The organism is Streptomyces flavotricini, assembly GCF_020639365.1.
Classification (GTDB): Bacteria; Actinomycetota; Actinomycetes; order Streptomycetales; family Streptomycetaceae; genus Streptomyces; species Streptomyces flavotricini.
This window is the reverse complement of sequence record NZ_JAINUL010000001.1, coordinates 4,025,583-4,045,710: the sequence shown is the minus strand read 5'-3', so window position 1 is coordinate 4,045,710 and position 20,128 is coordinate 4,025,583. Positions and strand designations below refer to the sequence as shown.

Below are 20,128 nucleotides of genomic sequence, written 5' to 3'. Positions count from 1 at the left end.
CATGTCGCGCGGAAGGGTTGGCGCTCTAGCGTCGGTCCGACGTACGTCGTACGTACCCCAGGGAGGCGAACGCGATGGACGCTGTGCGACCGGAGACGCTGGCGGTGTTCACGGAGTGGACGGGGGAGCGGTACGGCGCCGAGAGCGCCCTGCGCCACCGGGACCCGGACGGCGGGTGGGCCACCGTCACCTACGCCGAACTGCGCGAGCGCGTACGGCGGACCGGCCGGGCGCTCATCGGGCTGGGGGTCGGGCCCGGCGAGCGGGTGGCGGTCCTGGCCGAGACCCGACCGGCGTGGACGTACACCCACTTCGGGATCCTGGCGGCGGGCGCCGTGCTCGTCCCGGTCTATCCGACGGCGGGGGAGGAAGAGCTGGCCTGGGTCCTCTCGGACGCGGAGGCGGTGGCCGTCGTCTGCGACGACGCGGCGCAGGCGGAGCGGGTGGAGGCACTGCGGGCGAAGCTCCCGGGGCTGCGGGCGGTCGTACGGATGGACGCGCTGCCGGGCCTCGAAGCCGCCCCGGAGGCGGAACTCCTGGAGCGGGCCCGGCGGGTGACCCCGGCCGCCGACGCGTCGATCATCTACACCTCGGGGACGACGGGCCTGCCGAAGGGCTGCCGCCTCACGCACGGGAACATGGGCGCCGTCCAGGACGCGACGCGCCCGCTGGTCCACGGAGGACCGGGCGACTCCACGTACCTGTACCTGCCGCTGGCGCACGTGCTGGCCCAGCTGATCCAGTTCACGACCCTGCTGGAGGGCGGGGAGCTGTGCTACTTCGGCGGCCGGATCGAGGACGTGCTGTCCGAGCTGGCCGAGGCGCGGCCCACCCATCTGCCCTCCGTACCCCGGCTGTTCGAGAAGGTGCATTCGGTGGTGCTGTCGATGGCCGAATCCCAGGAGGGCGGCGCGCAGCGCTTCCGGGAGGCGGTGCGGATCGGGGTGCTCGCGGCGGAAGGGCGGCTGCCCGAGTCCGACCGGCCGGCCTGGGAGGAGGCGGAGAAGAACCTGTATTCGCTGGTCAGGGGCGCCTTCGGGGGCCGGCTGAACCAGGCGGTGACCGGCGCGGCGCCGATCGCCCCGGCGACCATGGACTTCCTGCGGGCTTGCGGGATCACGATCTACGAGGGCTACGGCATGACCGAGACCGCCGGGCTGATCAGCATGAACCACGCAGAGGCCACCCGCCACGGCACGGTCGGCAAGCCCGTCGCGGGCTGCGAGGTCCGCATCGCGCAGGACGGCGAGATCCTGGTCCGGGGGCCTATGGTCTTCCCCGGCTACCACGCGAACCCGGCCGCTACGGCGCAGGTGCTGGACGCGCAGGGCTGGCTGCGCACCGGGGACCTGGGGGAACTGGACGACGACGGGTTCCTGTCGATCATCGGGCGCAAGAAGGAGCTGATCATCACCTCGGCGGGCAAGAACATCACGCCGACGGAGGTCGAGTTCGCCGTCCAGCGCTCCCGGTACGTCTCGCGGGCGGTCCTCATCGGCGACCGCCGGCCCCACCCGGTCGCCCTGATCACCCTGGACGCGGAGGAGATCGCGGCCTGGGCGCGGCGCGAGGACCTCGACCCGGCCCTGCCGGCCGCGGCCGCCCACCCCGCGGTCCGCGCCCTGGTCGAGGAGGCGGTCGCGGCGGCCAACGCCACGGTCTCCCGCCCGGCCCGCATCCGCGCCTTCCACATCCTCCTCGAGGACCTCACGGTCGAGGCCGGCACCCTGACCCCGACCCTCAAGCTCCGCCGCACGGCGGTGGCGCAGCGCTACGCGGCGGAGATCGGCGCGCTGTACGGGGACTGAGACCGCGGGCGCTGTCAGTGGGTCGGGCTACGGTGCCGCCATGGCGAACTACGTACTGGTGGCAGGCACATGGCTCGGCGCGTGGGCGTGGGAGGAGGTGGCCGCGCCGCTGCGCGCGGCGGGGCACGAAGTCCACCCGCTGACGCTGTCCGGCCTCGCCGAGCGCAGCGGCGCACCGGCCGGACAGCGGACGCACGTCCGGGACATCGTGGCCGAGGTGGAGCGCCTCGACCTGCGGGACGTGGTCCTGGTCGGCCACAGCTACTCGGGCATCCCGGTCGGCCAGGCCGCCGAGCGCATCGGCGACCGGCTGACGCGGGCGGTGTTCGTGGACGCCAACGTCCCGGTGGACGGGAAGTCGTTCTCGGACGCCTGGCCGGTGGAGGCCGAGATCGCCGCCCACGAGGGTTTCTGGCCGCCCCTGACCCCCGCCGACTGCGCGGGCCAGGGCCTCACCGAGGAGCAGGTCACCCGCTTCGTCAAGGGCGTGACCCCCCACCCGGGCGCCACCCTGACGGAACCGGCCGAGCTGAAGGCCCCGCTCCGCGAGCTCCCGGCGACGTACGTCAAATGCCTGCTGGACGGAGAGGACCCGGGCCCGGTCGTGAACGGGCTGGTGGAGAGCGGGCACTGGACCCTGGTCCGCATGGACACCGGCCACTGGCCGATGTTCTCGCAGCCGGCGGAGCTGGCGCTGATCCTGGCGGGGGCGGCGGGGGCGGCGGGCGCGGCGGGCGCGGCCGGGTAGGCCGCGCCTCAGTCGCGGGCGTACGAGCCGAGGCCGACGAGGCAGTACACGTACTCGTTGATGGTGACCCCGCCGCGGCTGTACCGGTACGAGAACGCGTACTGGGTCTTCGGATTCCCGTTGCAGCGGTCCAGCTCTGACGTCAGCGGGATGCGCTCGATCACCTTGTAGTGCGCGTCGGAGGCCGAGCAGGAGACCTCCTTCACCCCGTCGACCCGCTGCGCGGTGGTCGAGTCGGGGAGCTGCCCGTTCAGGCAGGTCCCCCGGTCGAACGGCGTGGGGGCCGGCTCCTCGGAGGGCGGGGCGAGGGCGTCGGTCTCCGTGCTCACGGGCGGCGGGACGGGGATCGGAGAGCGGGTGGGGGAGGCGTACGAGGGGGCGGGGGCCGGGGAGGCAGCGCCGTCGCCGTCGTCGCCCCCGCCGTTCAGCAGGACCACCCCCACCACGACGGCGAGGGAGACGCCCAGCGCGACCAGACACCCCCGCGCGTTCGACACGGTCGCCTGCGGCGCAGGCGCCCCGGCGACCCGGATCCGTACGAGCACCTCGTCCTGCCCGACCCGGGCCCGTACGAGGTCCCCGTCCCGGGAGGGCGGAATGCGCAGCCGGGCATGGCCGGTCGGCAGCGGCACGCTCAGGATCACCCCGTGGGCGGCCTGCTGCGGGGTGATCGTGACCGGTGTTTCCGAAGACTCCACGGCTGCTCCACGGGGTGGGGAAAGCGACGTGACGGACCCTCGTCGAGTGTGCAGCGCACAGGACGTGGGACGCAGCCGTTCCGCCGGGAGAGCGGCCGGGGATCGGTACGGATCAGCCGAACTGGCCCGGCTGGTAGCCGCCGGCCGGCTGCTGGACGATCACGTTCATCCGGTTGTAGGTGTTGATCAGGGCGATGAGGGAGACGAGGGCCGCCAGCTGGTCCTCGTCGTAGTGCTCGGAGGCTTCGGCCCAGGCTTCGTCCGTGACCCCGCCGGCCGCGTCGGCGATGCGCGTACCCTGCTCCGCGAGTTCGAGGGCCGCCCGCTCGGCGTCGGTGAACACCGTGGCCTCACGCCAGGCCGCGACCAGATTGAGCCGCACCGCGTCCTCCCCGGCGTGCACGGCGTCCTTGTAGTGCATGTCGGTACAGAAGCCGCAGCCGTTGATCTGGCTGGCCCGCAGCTTCACCAGCTCCTGCGTGGCGTGCGGCAGGGTGGAGTCGGCGATGACCTTGTTCGCCGAGTTGATGTACCGCGCGAACTTGGCGGCGAGGGCGTTGCCGAAGAAGTCGAGCCGAGCGTCCATCGTCCTGATCTCCTTGCCGGGTGGGCCGTTGCACCGCTCCGACGCAACAGCCCGACGCAACAGCCCCGACGCACGCGCCGTCCCGCCGACACGGCCGGACGGCGTACGGGTCTCACCCGTTCGGCCGAGGGGGGCCGTGGGCGGCGGGACCCGGCGCTCGGACCTGCCGCCGGCGGGCTCGTCGATCGGCCGGGCGATCTCCGGGCGGTCGTCCGGGTGGTCCGGCGTCCCGGTCCACGCGCCGAGGATCTGCGGGAACGAGGCGGCCTCGCCCGCCCCTAGCCGCTCGCCGGATCGACGAACGCCGGCGGCAGCCCTTCCTCGGATGACGGCACCCGACCGGATCGGGCACAGGATGTCGGGTCCGGCAGGGTGGGCGCTGCCTAGCGTGGTGATCGCAAAGAGGAAGGACACCGGACATGCTGGACCGGCTGAACCAGGCCATGGAGCACATCGAGCGCCATCTCGACCAGGCGATCGAAGCGGACGAGCTGGCCCGCATCGCGGCCACCTCGGAGTACCACCTGCGCCGGATGTTCTCCGCGCTGGCGGGCATGCCGCTGTCGCAGTACGTACGGCGCCGCCGGCTGACCCTCGCGGGCGCCGAAGTGCTCGCGGGGCGCGCGACGTTGCTGGACATCGCCGTGCGCTACGGATACGGCTCGGGCGAGGCGTTCGCGCGGGCGTTCCGTGCCATGCACGGCATCGGCCCCGGCGAGGCCCGGCGCACCGGCGCCGAGCTCAGCTCCCAGTCCCGGATGGCCTTCCGCCTCACCATCGAAGGGAGCAGCAGCATGCGCTACCGCATCGTGGACAAGCAGGCCTTCACCGTCGCCGGGCCCAAGGCCCGGGTACCCCTGGTGCACGCCGGCCCGAACCAGGCGATCATGGACTTCGTCCGCCGGATCGACCCGCGGACACTGGAGAGCCTGGAGAAGCTCTCGGACCAGGAGCCGTACGGCATCGTCGCCGTCTGCGACGACCTGGACCCCAGCCGGGCCGAGGGCACCGAACTCGACTACTACCAGGCCGTGGTCACGTCCGCGGCCCCGGAGGGCACGACGTCCTTGGCCGTCCCGCCCGGCACCTGGGCGGTCTTCACCACCACCGGTCCGATGCCGCAGGCCGTCCAGGAGCTGTGGCGCGACGTGTTCACCGAATGGTTCCCGTCGAACGGGTACCGCAGCCGCTCGGGCCCGGAGATCCTCCGCGTCCGCCCGTCGGACGAGACCGAGGTCGAGGCCGAACTCTGGCTCCCGGTCGAGCCCGAGCACGGCTGAGCCCCTCCGCTGACAGCTCGAACGCGGCCCGCGCCTCCCGGCCCTCACTCCTCCCCGGTGAGCGCCTCGTCCTGCTGCACCAGTACCTGCTCCCAGGCCACCGCGTGCCGGTCCCGGGCCGCTTCGTCGTGGAACCCCGCGTGCGTGAGCCGTACGTGGGTGCCGATCGGGTGCGGGAGGAGCTCGACCGTGACCACCGTCTCGGCGCCCTCCGTGCCGCCCCGGCCCGTCACCCAGGTCAGCTCCACCAGCCGGTTCGGGACCAGGCGCAGGAAGCGCCCGTAGTGGGGGTACCTGGTCCGCGGGCCCTCCGGCTCCGGCGCGAACTCGGTCTCGAAGAAGAACGGCGCGTTCACCTCGGCCCGCATCAGGACCGAGCCCGGAGCGGCGAACCAGCGGTCGAACTCCTCGGTCCACCCCGCGTACAGGGTGTGCTCGGTGGCGATCATCGACCGCTCGACGGTCAGTTGATGGGGGCGGTCCGACAGATCGGGGACGCGGACCGGCTCGATGGTGGTCATGGCATCCCACCGTAGGACCGGTCGGGCCGGATCCGTCCGTGGCACACCGCCCGTCCCCTCTGCTTGCCGTCGATGGAGACGTCCGGCGTCCCCTTCTCGTCCTGGTACTGGGCGCCATGAAACCACCCTAAGGAGGCAAGAGGGGTCATACGGTATGCCTTTGGGGCCTTTCCGGTATGGGTCAACGTCCTTTGTGCGAACGGCTGTGAGGAGCCGGTGAAGCCGAGACGAATGGTGTGTCATATCTGCCGGGGCGCCGGTGAGTCGTGTCCGAATACCTGATAGACAGTGGATATCCACGGCTCGACCCGCCGTCGTATACCTTGTCGGCCGCCTTGGGGGGATCGCCGAACTGTGAAGCCGCTTCACCGTCACCTAGTCAACACCTCGCGCAAGGTCCTGTGCACGGCCGCGCTCGCGGCCAGCCTGACGACCGCCGCGGTGGTGACCAACACGTCCACCGCCGACGCGGGAGAGTCCGAGCCCACTCCGGACAGCCCCCAGGCCACCGACCGCGGCGATGCCCGCCTCGATCTGCCCGACCCGCTCGCCGACCCGGCCGTGCCGCCCACCGCGGGTGCCGGCGCCGGCGAGGGGGCCAGCGGGATACCCGCGACCGCCCTCGACGCGTACAAGCGTGCCGAGATCTCCGTGGCCGCCGCGCTGCCCGGCTGCAAGCTGCCCTGGCAGCTGCTCGCCGGCATCGGCCGCGTCGAGTCCGTCCACGCCTCCGGTTACGGGCTCAAGAACGACGGCTACACGGAGAAGCCGATCCGCGGTCCGCGCCTCGACGGCAACGGCTTCGCCGAGGTCAAGGACACCGACAAGGGCGAGTTCGACGGGGACGCCGTCTACGACCGCGCCGTCGGGCCGATGCAGTTCATCCCGTCCACCTGGGCGACCTGGGGCGCCGACGGCAACGGTGACTCCAAGCGCGACCCGAACAACATCTACGACGCTGCGCTGGGCGCGGGCCTCTACCTGTGCGCGGGTGACCGGAACCTCTCGGACCAGGCGCAGCTCGACCGGGCGATCCTCAGCTACAACAACTCGCGCGAGTACGTGAACACCGTGGTCGGGTACATGCACCAGTACCAGAGCGGTGTCGCAGGGGTGCCGAACCCGCCGGCCGGGAACTTCCCGACGCCGCCCACGACGACGCTTCCCACGCCGAGGCCGACCCCGACCCCGACGCCGAAGCCCACGCCGAAGCCGACCCCCACCCCGACCCCGACTCCCACGCCGTCGAAGCCGCAGGAGCCGCAGAAGCCCACGCCGACGCCGACCCTGGCCAAGCTGGAACTGCTGGGCAGCGCGGAGCTCAAGGCCGAGGCCGGGTCCGCGTTCACGGCGGTCCCGAGGATCAAGGCGGTGCTCAGCGACGGCAAGCCGGCCGCCGCGAAGCCCATCCTGTTCGAGCTCAAGGACGACAGCACGGGCTCCTTCATCGGCACCGAGGGCAAGACCTTCCTCGTGGTCGAGACGGACTCCGAGGGCATCGCCGCCCTGCCCGGCCTGAAGGCCGGTGCCAAGTCGGGCGGCTTCACGCTGCGGGTGGCGGCGTACAACACCGAGGCGCAGCTGACGGTGAACTTCACCGGCACGGTCACGGCGAAGCCGGCCCCGGTCGCGGACAAGCTGGCCCGGACCGACGCCGGTGCGGACAAGCCGCTGGAGGTCGAGGCGGGCAAGAGCCTCAAGGGCCTGGAGGTCACGGCCACGGCCCAGGGCAAGGCCGCGGAGGGCACGCAGGTCACGGCCGCACTCGTCGAGAAGAACGAGGGCGGCGCGTGGGTCCCCGTGGACCCGGCCAAGTCCAAGGGACCCTGGTTCAAGGACAAGGACGGCGCCAAGGTGACGAGCCTGCTCCTGGCCCCGACCGGCGCCGACGGCAAGATCGCGGTGCCGGAGCTGTTCACCACGGACGTCGCCCCGGGCACGTACCACCTGCGCCTGATCACGAAGGACAACGTGGTCCTGGTCCTGGACCTGAAGATCACGGCGGCCCCGGCCCCGACCCCGGCGCCCTCCGCGTAAGCGGTCCGGTCCGCACACGCACACGGACCGCCCCCGGTCACCGTCGAGACGGCGACCGGGGGCGGTCCGCGTGTGCCCCGCCCCCCCACCCGGGAGGGAAAAGGCAGGAGCCCCGCGACCTCCGCTCGCACGGAGGAGGCAGGGCTCCTTGGGTACTGCTTATCCAACCGCGATTAGGTTGGCCCAGGCGACTAGGCCGGGGTGACGTTCTCCGCCTGCGGGCCCTTCGGACCCTGCGTGACGTCGAAGTTCACCATCTGGTTCTCCTCGAGGGAGCGGAAGCCAGAGGCGTTGATCGCGGAGTAGTGGACGAAGACATCCGGGCCGCCGCCGTCCTGGGCGATGAAGCCGAAGCCCTTTTCAGCGTTGAACCACTTCACGGTTCCGGTAGCCATGAGCCCTCCTATGGGCCAAAGGGTCGCCCTGCTCCAGAACCTGCTAAGAAGTCTGAAAACTACAAAAGCCTGCGGGTCACATTCTCCGCAGGCCTCGTACTGCAAGGGAAACCAAACTGCAACTTGCGACGAGCCTAGCACGCACCCTGTGGCGGAGACCAGAGGGAAAGATCACGTCACCCGGACGTTTGAGGCCCGCCCGAAGGCTGACGCAGACCCGGGGGCTAGTCTCGCGATGTGGACGTCTATCGCAGCCGGCCCCGCGTCGGCCACATTCAGTTCCTGAACTGCCTCCCGCTCTACTGGGGACTGGCCAGAACCGGCACGCTGCTGGACCTGGAGCTGACCAAGGACACCCCCGAGAAGCTCAGTGAGCGGCTCGTCCAGGGGGAGCTCGACATGGGTCCGATCACCCTCGTGGAGTTCCTCCGCAACGCCGACCAGCTCGTCGCGTTCCCCGATCTCGCGGTCGGCTGCGACGGCCCGGTCATGTCCTGCGTGATCGTCTCGCAGGTGCCGCTGGAGCAGCTGGACGGTGCGCGGGTCGCCCTCGGTTCGACCTCCCGTACGTCCGTACGCCTCGCCCAGCTGCTGCTTTCCGAGCGGTACGGCGTCCGGCCGGACTACTACACCTGCCCGCCCGACCTGGGCCTGATGATGCAGGAGGCGGAAGCGGCGGTGCTGATCGGGGACGCCGCGCTGCGCGCCTCGCTGCACGACGCGCCCCGGCTCGGCCTCCACGTCCACGATCTGGGGCTGATGTGGAAGGAGTGGACCGGACTGCCGTTCGTCTTCGCCGTCTGGGCCGCCCGCAAGGACTACCTCGCCCGCGAGCCCGCCGTCGTACGGAAGGTGCACGAGGCCTTCCTCGACTCGCGTGACCTCTCCCTGGAGGAGGTCACCAAGGTCGCCGAGCAGGCGGCGCGCTGGGAGGCCTTCGACGCCGATCTCCTGGAGCGGTACTTCACGACGCTCGACTTCCGCTTCGGGCCCGAACAGTTGGCCGGTGTAAGGGAATTCGCCCGTCTGACGGGACCCGGTACGGGCTATGCCGCGGATGTCGCGGTGGAGCTGCTGAACGGGGACGCCGCGCGCTGTTGATTACTTCGGGTGATCGTTTTAGCGGCCGGTAGCCGGGGTTCCGCACAGGACCCCGCCGGGCGGAAATGCCGTTTCCCGGGAATTCCCGCTCTTTTCGCTTTCCCGTCAGAGGGCGGGAAATAGGGACGGAGAGGGTGGAGCCCCGCCCGGCGGGGGAGGATGGGGCCCCTAAGGTTCTGTTGGCCGGTCCGCGACCGGCGATCAGTGCGCAGTGCTCAGTGCGCAGTGCTCAGGGGACCGACGGGGGAGGGGGACGCGATGCAGCCGCTCGAAGCCGGCGAACCGCGGACCATCGGCGCGTACCGGCTGCTCGGCCGGCTCGGCTCGGGTGGCATGGGGCGGGTCTACCTCGGCCGCAGCGCGGGCGGCCGGACCGTCGCCGTCAAGATCGTGCACCCGCATTTCGCCTCCGACGAGGAGTTCCGCGCCCGCTTCCGCCGCGAGGTCGAGGCCGCGCGCCGCGTCGGCGGCGAGTGGACCGCGCCCGTACTGGACGCCGACCCCGAGGCGGCCGTGCCCTGGGTGGCCACCGGGTACGTGGCGGGCCCCTCGCTCGGCGGCGCCGTGGCCGCGCACGGGCCCCTCCCGCACGCCTCCGTACGGGCCGTCGGAGAGGGCCTGGCCCGGGCGTTGGCGGTCGTGCACGGGCTCGGCCTCGTCCACCGGGACGTGAAGCCGTCGAACGTGATGCTGACCCTCGACGGCCCCCGGCTCATCGACTTCGGGATCGCCCGGGCCACGGACGGTACGGCCTCGCTGACCTCCACCGGCGTCTCCGTCGGCTCCCCCGGCTACATGTCCCCCGAGCAGATCCTGGGCAAGGGGATCACGGGGGCGGCCGACGTCTTCTCGCTCGGCGCCGTGCTCGCCTTCGCCGCGACCGGGCAGCCGCCGTTCACCGGGGACAACTCGGCGACCCTCCTCTACAAGGTGGTCCACGAGCCGCCGGACCTCGAAGCGGTCCCGGCCGGCCCGCTGCGCGAGCTGATCGCCGCCTGCCTGGCCAAGGCGCCCGCCGACCGGCCCGCCCCGGCGGCGATCGCGGGGGCGCTCGCCGGCGCGCTGAGCGCCCCCGGCTGGCTCCCCGCGCCGGTCGTGGAGGAGGCCAGCCGCGCGGCGACGGCCCTGCTGGACCTGGAGGCCGCTCCGCCGGGACCCGCGCAGGGATCCGGGCCGGTGCCCTTCTCCGAATCCGCTTCGGGGCCGGTGCCGTTCACGGCCTCCTCGTACGGGGGCCCCGCGGTCGGTTTCGGAGCGCCGGACCCCTCGTACGGGAGCGGCGCCCTCTCCGGCGCCGGCGGGGCGGGTCCCTCGTACGGGCCCTACGGGCCGCCGCCGACGGATGCGGCACACCGCCCCACCGAGACCGGCGGGGGCGGGGTGCCGCAGCCGCGGACCTCCCCCGACCAGGCGCGCCACGTCAGCTTCAGCGCGGCCGGGCGGCGCTTCAGCTGCTCGCTGGTGCTCGCGGCGACGGCCGTCCTGGCCGTGCTGTCCGGCGGCGGCCTGTACGGGCTGGGGCTGCTCCCCGGCACCGGCGGCGACGCCGGCGAACACGCGTCGGGCGACACCGCCGCCCGGCCCCCGTCCACGACGGCCTCCGGCACCCCGGCCCCGAAGGGATCGGCCACCCCCTCGGGCACCCCGTCCGGCACGCCCTCGACGACCAAGCCCTCGACGGGGCCCACCGGCACCCGGGGTGACGTCCCCAAGGAGCTCACCGGCACCTGGAAGGGGACGGTCACCACCGCCCGCGCGGGGGTCTCCAGCGAGTTCGAGATCACCATCAGGGCCGGCAAGGTCGGCGAGGTCGTCGCCCGGGACAAGTCGATCCTCCCGGTCTTCGGCACCGACTGCAGCGGCGACTGGAAGCTGGCCTCCGCCACCGACCGCTCCCTCGTCCTGGACACCGCCGGCGGTCCCAACCCGGCACCCGGCATCTGCTCCAACGGGTCCGCCGACGAGCGCTTCACCCTCAACGCCGACGGGACGCTCCACTACAAGTCGGGCGACGGTCCGGCCGGAAACCCCGAAGGCGACCTGACCCGCATCCCCTGAAAGCCGCCGACGGGCCCTGGCGTAGGCTGGATCGGTCCGTACCTCTTGACACCGCCGAAAGGTGACGCACCGGTGACCGACCAGGCCGCTCTCCAGTCTGTCCTCGACCGCGCCGCCGCAGGGGGCCGGATCACCAAGGAAGAGGCGCTCGACCTCTACCGGAACGCCCCGCTGCACGCGCTCGGACAGGCCGCCGACGCGGCGCGCCGCCGCCGCTACGCCGGCACCGAGCACATCGCGACGTACATCATCGAGCGCAACATCAACTACACGAACGTGTGTGTCACGGCGTGCAAGTTCTGCGCCTTCTACGCGGCCCCGAAGGACACCAAGAAGGGCTGGTCCCGCGACCTCGACGACATCCTGCGCCGCTGCGCGGAGACCGTCGAGCTCGGCGGCACGCAGATCATGTTCCAGGGCGGACACCACCCGGACTACGGCGTGGAGTACTACGAGGAGCACTTCTCCGCGATCAAGAAGGCGTTCCCGCAGCTGGTCATCCACTCCCTCGGCGCCTCCGAGGTCGACCACATGGCCCGCATCTCCGGCGTCTCGGCGGAGGAGGCCATCAAGCGGATCCACGCGGCGGGCCTCGACTCCTTCGCGGGCGCCGGCGCCGAACTCCTGCCGGCGCGGCCGCGCAAGGCGATCGCCCCGCTGAAGGAGTCCGGCGAGCGCTGGCTGGAGATCATGGAGATCGCCCACGAGCTGGGCGTGGAGTCCACCTCCACGATGCTGATGGGCACCGGCGAGACCAACGCCGAGCGCATCGAGCACATCGCGATGATCCGGGACACCCAGGACCGGACGGGCGGCTTCCGCGCCTTCATCCCGTACACGTACCAGCCCGAGAACAACCACCTCAAGGGCCGGACCCAGGCGACGGTCTTCGAGTACCTGCGCATGATCGCGATCGCGCGGCTCTTCCTCGACAACATCGCCCACATCCAGGGCTCCTGGCTGACCGTGGGCAAGGAGGCGGGCCAGCTCTCGCTGCACTACGGGGCGGACGACCTCGGCTCGATCATGCTGGAGGAGAACGTCGTCTCCTCGGCGGGCGCGAAGCACCGCTCTAACCGCCAGGAGATCATCGACCTGATCCGCAAGGCGGGCCGCGTCCCGGCGCAGCGCGCGACGACGTACGAGCACCTCCTCGTGCACGACGACCCGGCGAACGACCCGGTCGACGACCGCGTGGTCTCGCACATCTCGTCGACGGCGATCGAGGGCGGTACGGCGCACCCCGAGCTGAAGCTCATCTCCACGAACTGACGCACCCGTGCTGACGCTTCACACCGCCGGCCTCCTCCTGTCCGGGCCCGGCCGCGCGCCGCTGCCCGCCGGGGCGGTCCTGGTCGAGGGCGACCGGCTCGCCCGGGTGGGCCCGTACGAGGAGCTCGCCGCGGCCTGGCCGCACGCGCGGGTCCGGCGCTGGCCCGGGGTGCTCACCCCGGGGCTGCTGGTGCGCGGCGCGGACGTGCTGCTGGAGCGGACGTACTACCCCGACGACCCGTACGAGACCGCCGAGCTCGGGGCCGACCCGATCAGCGGCGCCGAGGCGCTCGACGCCCTCGAACTGACCGAGTCCCGCCGCGGCAACAGCGCCCGCCGGGCCACGCAGAAGCTGCTGGCCCGCGGGGTGGTGGCGGTGGCCGGGAAGCTCACGGTCCCGGCGGTGCGCACGGCGGTGGTCCGCTCGGGGCTGACGCTCCTGCCGCCGGCGCCCGCCGGCGGGACCCCGTCCCTCGACCCCTTCGCCGGCCGCGAGTCGGCCGAGGAGGCCTTCCACGGGTCGCTCGACGAGGGCGCCCCGGCCCGCTTCGCGGTGTTCGCCGTGGCCGGTCCGGCGGAGCTCCTCGCACAGGGCGCGACCACCTGCGTGGCCACGGTCACGGGCGGCCGCCTGCTCCACCGCCGCCGCTGAGCGGCTTGGGTCTCGCGGACTCCCGGGCCAGGGCGGCCAGGAGGCAGGCCTGGAGGCGGCTGATGCCGCCCAGCTTCGACCGTATGTTGTGGACGTGGAACTTGACCGTGCTGACGGACAGTTGGAGCTCGCCCGCCAGCTCCGCGTTCGAGGCGCCGGTCGCCAGGCACAGGAACACGGCCGACTCCTGCTCGGTGAGCTGGGCCTGCGGCCGTACGTCCTCCCCCGTTCGGGGCGGGAACCAGACCGGGACGCTGTAGCTGACGACTCGCACGGTTTCCACTCCTCGCCCCCGGCCGGGGACCGAGTGGTCAACTCGTCCGGCCCGTCGGATCTCTCTGCCCTATGGGACGGGTGGTCCTGACAGGTAGGTTCCATTTCCGTCGAACGGCCAGGCATTCGCCGTGCAGCCGAGCAGCCCCTTGATCTGCTGCATCATCGCCGGAGCGGGCTTTCCGGGGCCCGGGCAGGTCTCGTGGTCGCGGCCCAGTTCGTGGCCCACCTCGTGGTTGACGATCAGCGCCCGGTACTCCTCGACAGCCCCCTTGAACTGCGGAGATCCCTCGAGCCAGCGCTTGAGGTTCACCACGACGGTGTGACCGGCCCGGCAGTTCGTCTCGCCGATGAGCTCCGGGGTGACCACCTCGCACAGCCGGTCGGTGGTCGTGGGTGTGGCGATCTTCACGGTGAAGTCCACCGGCTGGCCGGCCCCGACGAGCTGGAAGCCGTACGCCGGGTCCTTGATCCACCCGCGGGGGTCCCCGAGGATCTTCTCCACGGACTGCGCGGCGGTGTCCGCGTCGACCCCGCTGCCCTCCTCGACCTCGATCCGCCACTTGCGGGCGGCCCCCTTGCCCTGCGGCTGCCCCGAGCGGGAGGAGACCGCGAAGGTGCCCGGGCCGGACTGGGGGGTCTTGCCCGCGGCCGGTCCGCCGCCGGCGCCGCCGGGCTTGGAGGCGTCGGCGGAGGGTCCCCCGGGTGCGGCGGACCCGGCGGAGGCCGAAGGGGGAGCGGTCGAGGCGGCGGGATCCGGGCCGGGCGTGCCGGAGGCGGCACCGGGGGTACCCGCGGGCGGCGCGGCCACCGAGTCGGAGGCGGAGGAGGCGTCGTCCAGGGGCACGACCGCGTACGCGGTCGCCGCGAGGGCGACCACCGCGGCCGATCCGAGGAGCGTGCGGTGGAGCCGCCTGCGCCGCTCGGCCCGCCGCTGCGCGCGGGGGCCGAGACGCGTACTTCGACCGTGACCGGTGGGATGGCCTGCCGGCATCGTGGAGCCCTTTGTTCGTGAATATCGTGTTTCGGTAGGCCTTGTTCAGGCCATGGTCGACAGTCAACGCGGACGTGCGTGCCCCGCGTAACTGTCCATCGGGCCAGTTGTGCCCCCGGCGGTGGTGCCCGGCGCCGCCTGCGAGAATGGCCCGGTATCCGCCCACCCGTACCGCACCGCACCTGAGGGGCCAACGCCAGTGACCCGCGCTTCCCTGGACAAGCAGCCGCACGAAGTCGCCTCCATGTTCGACGGTGTGGCGGCGAACTACGATCTCACCAACGACGTCCTCTCCCTCGGGCAGGCCCGTCTGTGGCGCAAGGAGGTCGCCAAGGCGGTCGGTGCGCGCCCCGGCCACAAGGTGCTGGACCTGGCCGCCGGGACCGCGACCTCCTCGCTGCCGTTCGCCGCGACGGGCGCGTACGTCGTCCCCTGCGACTTCTCGCTCGGGATGCTCCGCGAGGGCAAGAAGCGGCACGCCTGGCTGCCGCTGACCGCGGGCGACGCGACGAAGCTGCCCTTCAAGGACGACGTCTTCGACACGGTGACGATCTCCTTCGGGCTGCGCAACGTGCAGGACACGGACGCGGCACTGCGGGAGCTGTACCGGGTGACCAAGCCGGGCGGGCAGGTCGTGATCTGCGAGTTCTCGCAGCCCACCTGGGGCCCCTTCCGGACGGTGTACATGGAATACCTGATGCGCGCCCTGCCGCCGGTGGCCCGCGCGGTCTCCTCCAACCCCGACGCGTACGTGTACCTCGCCGAGTCGATCCGGGAGTGGCCGGACCAGCCGGCGCTGGCCGGGCTGCTGCAGAAGGCCGGCTGGTCGAAGGTGGCCTGGCGGAACCTGAGCGGCGGCATCGTGGCGCTGCACCGCGGCGTCAAGACGGCGTAGCGGGCCGTGGACTACCAGCCGCTCCTGGAGCAGATAGCGGCGGACGTCGCCCCCCTGGTGGGCGGGGGCACGCCGGCCGAGTACATCCCCGCGCTCGCGTCGGTGGACCCGGGGCAGTTCGGGATGGCCGTCGCCGATCTCGACGGGAACGTGTACGGGGTGGGGGACTGGCGGGTTCCGTTCTCGGCCCAGTCGATCACGAAGGTCTTCGCGCTGGCCCTGGCGCTGGCCGAGGGCGGCGACAGCCTGTGGGAGCGGGTCGGCCGGGAGCCGTCGGGCAACCCGTTCAACTCGCTGGTGCAGCTGGAGTACGAGAACGGCATTCCACGCAATCCGTTCATCAACGCGGGCGCACTGGTGGTCACGGACCGGCTGCAGACGCTGACGGGCGACGCGAGCAGCGAGCTGCTGAAGTTCCTCCAGGAGGAGAGCGGGAACCCGGAGCTGGGATTCGACGCGGAGGTGGCGGCCTCGGAGCACGAGCACGGTGACCGCAACGCCGCGCTGGCGCACTTCATGGCCTCGTACGGGAACATCGACAACCCGGTGCCGGCGCTGCTGGACCACTACTTCTGGCAGTGCTCGATCGAGATGAGCTGCGCCGATCTGGCGCGCGCGGCACGGTTCCTGGCCCGGCACGGCCTGCGGACGGACGGATCGCGGCTGCTGACGCGGAGCGAGGCGAAGCAGGTCAACGCGGTGATGCTGACCTGTGGGACGTACGACGCGGCAGGCGAGTTCGCGTACCGCGTCGGACTTCCCGGCAAGAGCGGCGTGGGCGGCGGGATCGTGGCGGTGGTCCCGGGCGTGTGCACGCTGGCCGTCTGGTCACCGGGCCTCGACCCGCACGGCAACTCCGTTGCGGGCGTGGCCGCCCTGGACCGCTTCACGACGCTCACGGGCCTTTCCGTCTTCTGAGCCGGCTCCCCGCCCCTGAGGGCTGTCCCGTAATCCCCGGCGGGCGCGCGGCGCCGGCTACGGCACCTCGCTGCGTAGTCGGGATCGCCCGAATACGCCCAGTATGAGGACGACCCTCCGCCTTGCGATGCACCGCATCCGACGCCGCGCGCTGACCCACCGCGGATTGCGGGACAGCCCTTAGGCCAGTGCGAGTTCGTAGCGGCGGCCGTAACTGCGGCCGTTGGGGAGGAGGAAGCGCTCCGCCAGGGTCATGCCCAGGCGTTCCGCGACCGCGATCGAGCGGCGGTTCTCGTCGTTGATCATCGCCACCACCTGATCGAGCCCCGCCGCGCGCACGCGCTCCAGCGTCGCCAGGGCAGCGGCGTACGCGTAGCCCTTGCCCCACGCGGTGCGGCCCAGGCGCCAGCCGATCTCGATCTCGCCGACCGGCCCCCAGGCCTTCTCCTGCGGCCACGGCTGGGCGCCCGTGAAGCCGATGACGGCGCCGTCCGCGTCCAGCAGCGTCCACAGGCAGAAGCCGAGCTGCGCGTCGTGCATCCGCTGGCGCGCCGTGAACTCCTCGTACAGGGACAGCTCGGCGGGGCCGCCGAGGAACTCCATGACGTCGGGGTCGTCGAAGACCTCGTGCCAGGCCCGGGCGTCCTCGTCGGTCGGCACGCGCAGCCGGACGGTCGGGAGCGAGGCGGGCGAGGTGGGCGAAGCGGTCATCGGGGCAGCCCTTCGGTTCGTGATCTCTCTCGCTGCATAGACTGCACATGTCCCGTGCCGTTGGGCACCCCTTATCGAGCCTTCGGGAGACCCCGCAGTGACCGAGCCCCTCTCCGAACACTCCGCGGATGTGATCGTCGTCGGGGCCGGGCCCGCCGGCTCGACCACCGCCTACTACCTCGCCAAGGCCGGACTCGACGTCCTGCTCCTGGAGAAGACGGCGTTCCCGCGCGAGAAGGTCTGCGGCGACGGACTGACCCCGCGCGCCACCAAGCAGCTGGTGGCGATGGGCATCGACGTCTCCGAAGAGGCCGGCTGGCTCCGCAACAAGGGCCTGCGGATCATCGGCGGAGGCCAGCGCCTCCAGCTGGACTGGCCGGAACTCGCCTCCTTCCCCGACTACGGACTCGTCCGCAAGCGCGACGACTTCGACGAGACCCTGGCCCGCCAGGCCCAGAAGGCCGGCGCCCGCCTGTACGAGCGCTGCAACGTCGGCGAGCCCGTCCGCGACCCGCGCACCGGCCACATCACCGGCGTGCAGGCCAAGCTGGGCGAGGAGAAGACCCCGGTCACCTTCAGCGCCCCGCTCGTGGTCGCAGCCGACGGCAACTCCTCGCGGCTCTCGCTCGCGATGGGCCTGCACCGGCGCGAGGACCGTCCGATGGGCGTCGCCGTCCGTACGTACTTCACCTCGCCCCGGCACGACGACGACTACCTGGAGTCCTGGCTGGAGCTGTGGGACCGGCGCGGCGCGCAGGACCGGCTGCTGCCCGGCTACGGCTGGATCTTCGGCATGGGCGACGGCACGTCCAACGTCGGCCTCGGCATCCTCAACTCCTCCTCCGCCTTCCGGGAGCTGGACTGGCGCGAGGTCCTCAAGGCCTGGTGCGCCTCCATGCCGGAGGACTGGGGCTACACCCCCGAGAACATGACGCAGCCGATCCGCGGCGCGGCCCTGCCGATGGCCTTCAACCGGCAGCCGCACTACACCAAGGGCCTGCTGCTGGTCGGTGACGCGGGCGGGCTCGTCAACCCGTTCAACGGCGAGGGCATCGCGTATGCGATGGAATCGGGGCAGATCGCGGCCGACGTCATCGTGCAGGCGCACGCCCGGGCCACCCCGGCCCAGCGCGAGCTGGCGCTGCACAGCTACCCGAAGGTGCTCAAGGAGACGTACGGGGGCTACTACTCGCTGGGCCGCGCCTTCGTGAAGCTGATCGGCAACCCGAAGGTCATGAAGGTCGCCGCGCAGCGCGGCCTGACGCACCCGGTGCTCATGCGGTTCACGCTGAAGATGCTGGCCAACCTGACCGACCCGGCGGGCGGCGACGCGATGGACCGCATCATCAACGGCCTCTCGAAGGTGGCCCCCAAGGCCTGATGTCCCGGGGTCCTAGGGAGCGGGTCGGGCCGGGGTTCCACCGGTTCGGCCCGCTTCGTCGCTTCCGTTCCCGTACGCGGGCCACTGCCGCGGGGCGTGGACCGTCCGTACGCAGCGGGCGACCAGTACGACGCCCCAGAGCAGCAGCGTGAAGGCAACGGCCCAGCCGAGTCCCAGAATGACGGGATGTCCGGGTTTGTGCCAGGGGCGGGTGGTGTTCAGGAGCCAGCCGCCGACGGCGAGCAGGAAGAGCCCGGTGGCGGCGGGTACGGGGGTGGGGTCGGCGGGGTCGCCCTGTTCCTCGTACGCGTCGGTCATCACGCGTCCGCCACCTCCTGGCCTGAATCGGGTGCTGCGCACCACCATCCTCTCAGGGCGCCGGCGGACGCGGAAAGGGCCGGCACTCCGCCCCCGAGCGGGGGAGTGCCGGCCCTCGGGCCGTGCTGTGGACGTGCCGAGGCGTGCCGTGTCGCGCTGAGAGGGGCTCAGGAGCCCCTGGGGAGCCTCAGGGAGCTTCGGCGGGCCTCCGGGACCTCAAGGGGCTCAGAGGACGCGGCGGGCGCCCGTCGGCGGGTCGTAGCTCAGGGAGCGCTCGACGACGCCCGTGCCGGAGTTCTGGGCGCCCACGAACTTGCCGCCGCCGACGTAGATGGCGACGTGGTAGGCGCTGCCGCTGGGGCCCCAGTACAGGATGTCGCCGGGCTGGAGGGCGCTCAGGGAGACCGAACGGCCCTTCGTGGACTGGTCCTGCGACACGCGCGGCAGGGTGACGCCGACCTGGCGGTAGGCGGCCTGGACGAGGCCGGAGCAGTCGAACGAGCCGTTCGCGCCGGTGCCGCCGCTGATGTACGCCTTGCCGACCTGCGCGCGGACGTAGTTGACGATCGCGGCGGCGGAGCCGGTCGCCGGGGCGGTGACGGTGCCCGAGCCCAGCTCGGAGCCCGAGTCCGACGCGGAGGCGTTCTGGAGCGTGCTGCGGGAGGAGCTGCGGGTGGCGCGCTCGGCGTCGGCCTTGCGGTCCGCCTCCTCCTTCGCCTTCTTCTCGGCGTCGGCCTTCTGGGCGTCCTCCTTGGCCTTCTTGGCCTCGGCGGCGGCGCCGGTGCGGGCCTGCTCCTCCTGCGTGCGCAGCTCACCGGTGACGGCGGCGGCGGCCGTGTTCTCGGCGGCGGTGGTGACGGCGGAGGAGACGTCGGCGGCCAGGTCCAGGTTCAGGACCGGCATTTCGAGCGTCGTCTCGGTCACGGGCTCGGACGGGGACGCGCTCGCCGTGCCGGCCATCGCCAGGGTGCTGAGGACGCCACCGGCAACTCCGGCACGGACCGCGAGCTTCGAGGCGCTGCGACGGGGCTTCCGGTGGCTGGGTATGTGAGCGGTGTGGGACATGAGGACAACCGCTATCAGGGGGTCCGGGTTCCCATCAAGAAACGTGGTCTGCGCCACAGTTGTCCGCGAACCGGGCTAACCGGGCGCGTCGCGCGTCTTATTGACGCCGTAACGGACGTATCGGACACGCCGTCACAAGGCTGTGATCAAGGGGTTTCCGCAATAAGTCCGAATTGATCCACGACCTACCATCACTGCGGACAGATGGCCAAGCCCCCTTTCGGGGCCGAGAATCCGGTGTGGTGCAGGTCACAGATTCGTCTCACTGTGGGGGCGCTGTGGTCCGTCCGTGATCTGACCGTGAACTTCCCGTGCGGTGGCGTCGGCGCTCGTGAACGCGCGCACGCGCCGGGCGGCCGTCCACTCCCGTCCCCGGGGCTCCCCCGGCCGGGCGACGGCGATTTCCTTTACCGTGCA

20 protein-coding genes are annotated in these 20,128 nt (G+C 72.0%); 11 read left to right on the top strand and 9 right to left on the bottom strand.

Going from position 1 to position 20,128, the window contains the following annotated elements; translation table 11 throughout:
- The first annotated feature begins 74 nt into the window (after positions 1-74).
- Positions 75-1,808 (top strand): AMP-dependent synthetase/ligase, encoded by a 1,734-nt coding sequence (locus K7B10_RS18205; RefSeq protein ID WP_229337140.1) that lies wholly within the window; start codon positions 75-77, stop codon positions 1,806-1,808.
- Between the two features lie 40 nt (positions 1,809-1,848).
- A complete protein-coding gene (locus K7B10_RS18200) occupies positions 1,849-2,556 on the top strand; it encodes an alpha/beta hydrolase (protein WP_229337139.1) in 708 nt (235 codons plus the stop codon).
- A gap of 8 nt (positions 2,557-2,564) precedes the next feature.
- Here the strand turns inward: K7B10_RS18200 and K7B10_RS18195 are convergent, their stop codons facing one another.
- Positions 2,565-3,254: an LppU/SCO3897 family protein gene (locus K7B10_RS18195; protein WP_229337138.1), complete on the bottom strand. Its 690-nt coding sequence runs from the start codon at positions 3,252-3,254 to the stop codon at positions 2,565-2,567.
- A gap of 112 nt (positions 3,255-3,366) precedes the next feature.
- Positions 3,367-3,840, bottom strand: a complete 474-nt coding sequence (locus K7B10_RS18190; RefSeq protein ID WP_229337136.1) for a carboxymuconolactone decarboxylase family protein — start codon at positions 3,838-3,840, stop codon at positions 3,367-3,369.
- 419 nt (positions 3,841-4,259) lie between these two features.
- Here K7B10_RS18190 and K7B10_RS18185 point away from each other — a divergent pair, with 419 nt between their 5' ends.
- Positions 4,260-5,120 carry an AraC family transcriptional regulator gene (locus K7B10_RS18185; protein ID WP_229337134.1) on the top strand — a complete coding sequence of 287 codons (861 nt, stop codon included), beginning with the start codon at positions 4,260-4,262 and terminating at the stop codon, positions 5,118-5,120.
- 44 nt (positions 5,121-5,164) lie between these two features.
- Here the strand turns inward: K7B10_RS18185 and K7B10_RS18180 are convergent, their stop codons facing one another.
- A complete protein-coding gene (locus K7B10_RS18180; RefSeq protein ID WP_229337131.1) occupies positions 5,165-5,641 on the bottom strand; it encodes an SRPBCC family protein in 477 nt (158 codons plus the stop codon).
- Positions 5,642-5,995: 354 nt separating this feature from the next.
- Here K7B10_RS18180 and K7B10_RS18175 point away from each other — a divergent pair, with 354 nt between their 5' ends.
- On the top strand, positions 5,996-7,678 hold the full coding sequence (locus K7B10_RS18175; protein ID WP_229337129.1) for a lytic transglycosylase domain-containing protein: 1,683 nt from the start codon (positions 5,996-5,998) through the stop codon (positions 7,676-7,678).
- A 191-nt stretch (positions 7,679-7,869) separates the two neighbouring features.
- Here K7B10_RS18175 and K7B10_RS18170 read toward each other — a convergent pair whose 3' ends face one another.
- Complete coding sequence (locus K7B10_RS18170; RefSeq protein WP_030162033.1) at positions 7,870-8,073, bottom strand: cold-shock protein; 204 nt, start codon at positions 8,071-8,073, stop codon at positions 7,870-7,872.
- 237 nt (positions 8,074-8,310) lie between these two features.
- Between K7B10_RS18170 and K7B10_RS18165 the strand changes: the two genes are divergently transcribed.
- From K7B10_RS18165 to K7B10_RS18150, 4 genes are all read left to right on the top strand, one after another.
- Positions 8,311-9,174 carry a menaquinone biosynthetic enzyme MqnA/MqnD family protein gene (locus K7B10_RS18165; protein ID WP_229337127.1) on the top strand — a complete coding sequence of 288 codons (864 nt, stop codon included), beginning with the start codon at positions 8,311-8,313 and terminating at the stop codon, positions 9,172-9,174.
- 258 nt (positions 9,175-9,432) lie between these two features.
- Complete coding sequence (locus tag K7B10_RS18160; RefSeq protein ID WP_229337125.1) at positions 9,433-11,232, top strand: serine/threonine-protein kinase; 1,800 nt, start codon at positions 9,433-9,435, stop codon at positions 11,230-11,232.
- A 72-nt stretch (positions 11,233-11,304) separates the two neighbouring features.
- Positions 11,305-12,504, top strand: coding sequence for a cyclic dehypoxanthinyl futalosine synthase (gene mqnC, locus K7B10_RS18155; protein ID WP_229337123.1), 1,200 nt, complete (start codon positions 11,305-11,307; stop codon positions 12,502-12,504).
- Between the two features lie 7 nt (positions 12,505-12,511).
- Positions 12,512-13,156, top strand: a complete 645-nt coding sequence (locus K7B10_RS18150; RefSeq protein WP_229337121.1) for an imidazolonepropionase-like domain-containing protein — start codon at positions 12,512-12,514, stop codon at positions 13,154-13,156.
- Here the strand turns inward: K7B10_RS18150 and K7B10_RS18145 are convergent.
- The gene (locus tag K7B10_RS18145) at positions 13,122-13,430 is read right to left on the bottom strand and encodes a response regulator transcription factor (RefSeq protein WP_229337119.1); all 309 of its coding nucleotides are present in this window, start codon (positions 13,428-13,430) and stop codon (positions 13,122-13,124) included. The genes K7B10_RS18150 and K7B10_RS18145 overlap by 35 nt on opposite strands.
- 69 nt (positions 13,431-13,499) lie before the next feature.
- A complete protein-coding gene (locus K7B10_RS18140; protein ID WP_229337117.1) occupies positions 13,500-14,423 on the bottom strand; it encodes a DUF3152 domain-containing protein in 924 nt (307 codons plus the stop codon).
- A 199-nt stretch (positions 14,424-14,622) separates the two neighbouring features.
- Here K7B10_RS18140 and K7B10_RS18135 point away from each other — a divergent pair, with 199 nt between their 5' ends.
- Both K7B10_RS18135 and K7B10_RS18130 read left to right on the top strand, forming a co-directional pair.
- Positions 14,623-15,318 (top strand): demethylmenaquinone methyltransferase, encoded by a 696-nt coding sequence (locus tag K7B10_RS18135; protein ID WP_229337115.1) that lies wholly within the window; start codon positions 14,623-14,625, stop codon positions 15,316-15,318.
- A 6-nt stretch (positions 15,319-15,324) separates the two neighbouring features.
- Positions 15,325-16,236 (top strand): glutaminase, encoded by a 912-nt coding sequence (locus tag K7B10_RS18130; protein ID WP_229337113.1) that lies wholly within the window; start codon positions 15,325-15,327, stop codon positions 16,234-16,236.
- Positions 16,237-16,416: 180 nt separating this feature from the next.
- Here the strand turns inward: K7B10_RS18130 and K7B10_RS18125 are convergent, their stop codons facing one another.
- Complete coding sequence (locus K7B10_RS18125; RefSeq protein ID WP_229337112.1) at positions 16,417-16,947, bottom strand: GNAT family N-acetyltransferase; 531 nt, start codon at positions 16,945-16,947, stop codon at positions 16,417-16,419.
- Positions 16,948-17,044: 97 nt separating this feature from the next.
- Between K7B10_RS18125 and K7B10_RS18120 the strand changes: the two genes are divergently transcribed.
- Positions 17,045-18,328 (top strand): geranylgeranyl reductase family protein, encoded by a 1,284-nt coding sequence (locus tag K7B10_RS18120; protein ID WP_030162011.1) that lies wholly within the window; start codon positions 17,045-17,047, stop codon positions 18,326-18,328.
- Positions 18,329-18,340: 12 nt separating this feature from the next.
- Here K7B10_RS18120 and K7B10_RS18115 read toward each other — a convergent pair whose 3' ends face one another.
- Together K7B10_RS18115 and K7B10_RS18110 are read right to left on the bottom strand one after the other, a co-directional pair.
- A complete protein-coding gene (locus K7B10_RS18115; protein WP_229337110.1) occupies positions 18,341-18,646 on the bottom strand; it encodes a hypothetical protein in 306 nt (101 codons plus the stop codon).
- A 225-nt stretch (positions 18,647-18,871) separates the two neighbouring features.
- Positions 18,872-19,711: a C40 family peptidase gene (locus K7B10_RS18110; RefSeq protein WP_229337108.1), complete on the bottom strand. Its 840-nt coding sequence runs from the start codon at positions 19,709-19,711 to the stop codon at positions 18,872-18,874.
- Positions 19,712-20,128: the final 417 nt, after the last annotated feature.

Bases quoted from the DNA above. Each gene is read 5' to 3' on its own strand.
- K7B10_RS18115 (WP_229337110.1), bottom strand. From the start codon at position 18,646: ATGACCGACGCGTACGAGGAACAGGGCGACCCCGCCGACCCCACCCCC.
- K7B10_RS18180 (WP_229337131.1), bottom strand. From the start codon at position 5,641: ATGACCACCATCGAGCCGGTCCGCGTCCCCGATCTGTCGGACCGCCCC.
- K7B10_RS18205 (WP_229337140.1), top strand. From the start codon at position 75: ATGGACGCTGTGCGACCGGAGACGCTGGCGGTGTTCACGGAGTGGACG.
- K7B10_RS18170 (WP_030162033.1), bottom strand. From the start codon at position 8,073: ATGGCTACCGGAACCGTGAAGTGGTTCAACGCTGAAAAGGGCTTCGGC.
- K7B10_RS18190 (WP_229337136.1), bottom strand. From the start codon at position 3,840: ATGGACGCTCGGCTCGACTTCTTCGGCAACGCCCTCGCCGCCAAGTTC.
- K7B10_RS18200 (WP_229337139.1), top strand. From the start codon at position 1,849: ATGGCGAACTACGTACTGGTGGCAGGCACATGGCTCGGCGCGTGGGCG.
- K7B10_RS18140 (WP_229337117.1), bottom strand. From the start codon at position 14,423: ATGCCGGCAGGCCATCCCACCGGTCACGGTCGAAGTACGCGTCTCGGC.
- K7B10_RS18160 (WP_229337125.1), top strand. From the start codon at position 9,433: ATGCAGCCGCTCGAAGCCGGCGAACCGCGGACCATCGGCGCGTACCGG.
- K7B10_RS18110 (WP_229337108.1), bottom strand. From the start codon at position 19,711: ATGTCCCACACCGCTCACATACCCAGCCACCGGAAGCCCCGTCGCAGC.
- K7B10_RS18125 (WP_229337112.1), bottom strand. From the start codon at position 16,947: ATGACCGCTTCGCCCACCTCGCCCGCCTCGCTCCCGACCGTCCGGCTG.
- K7B10_RS18185 (WP_229337134.1), top strand. From the start codon at position 4,260: ATGCTGGACCGGCTGAACCAGGCCATGGAGCACATCGAGCGCCATCTC.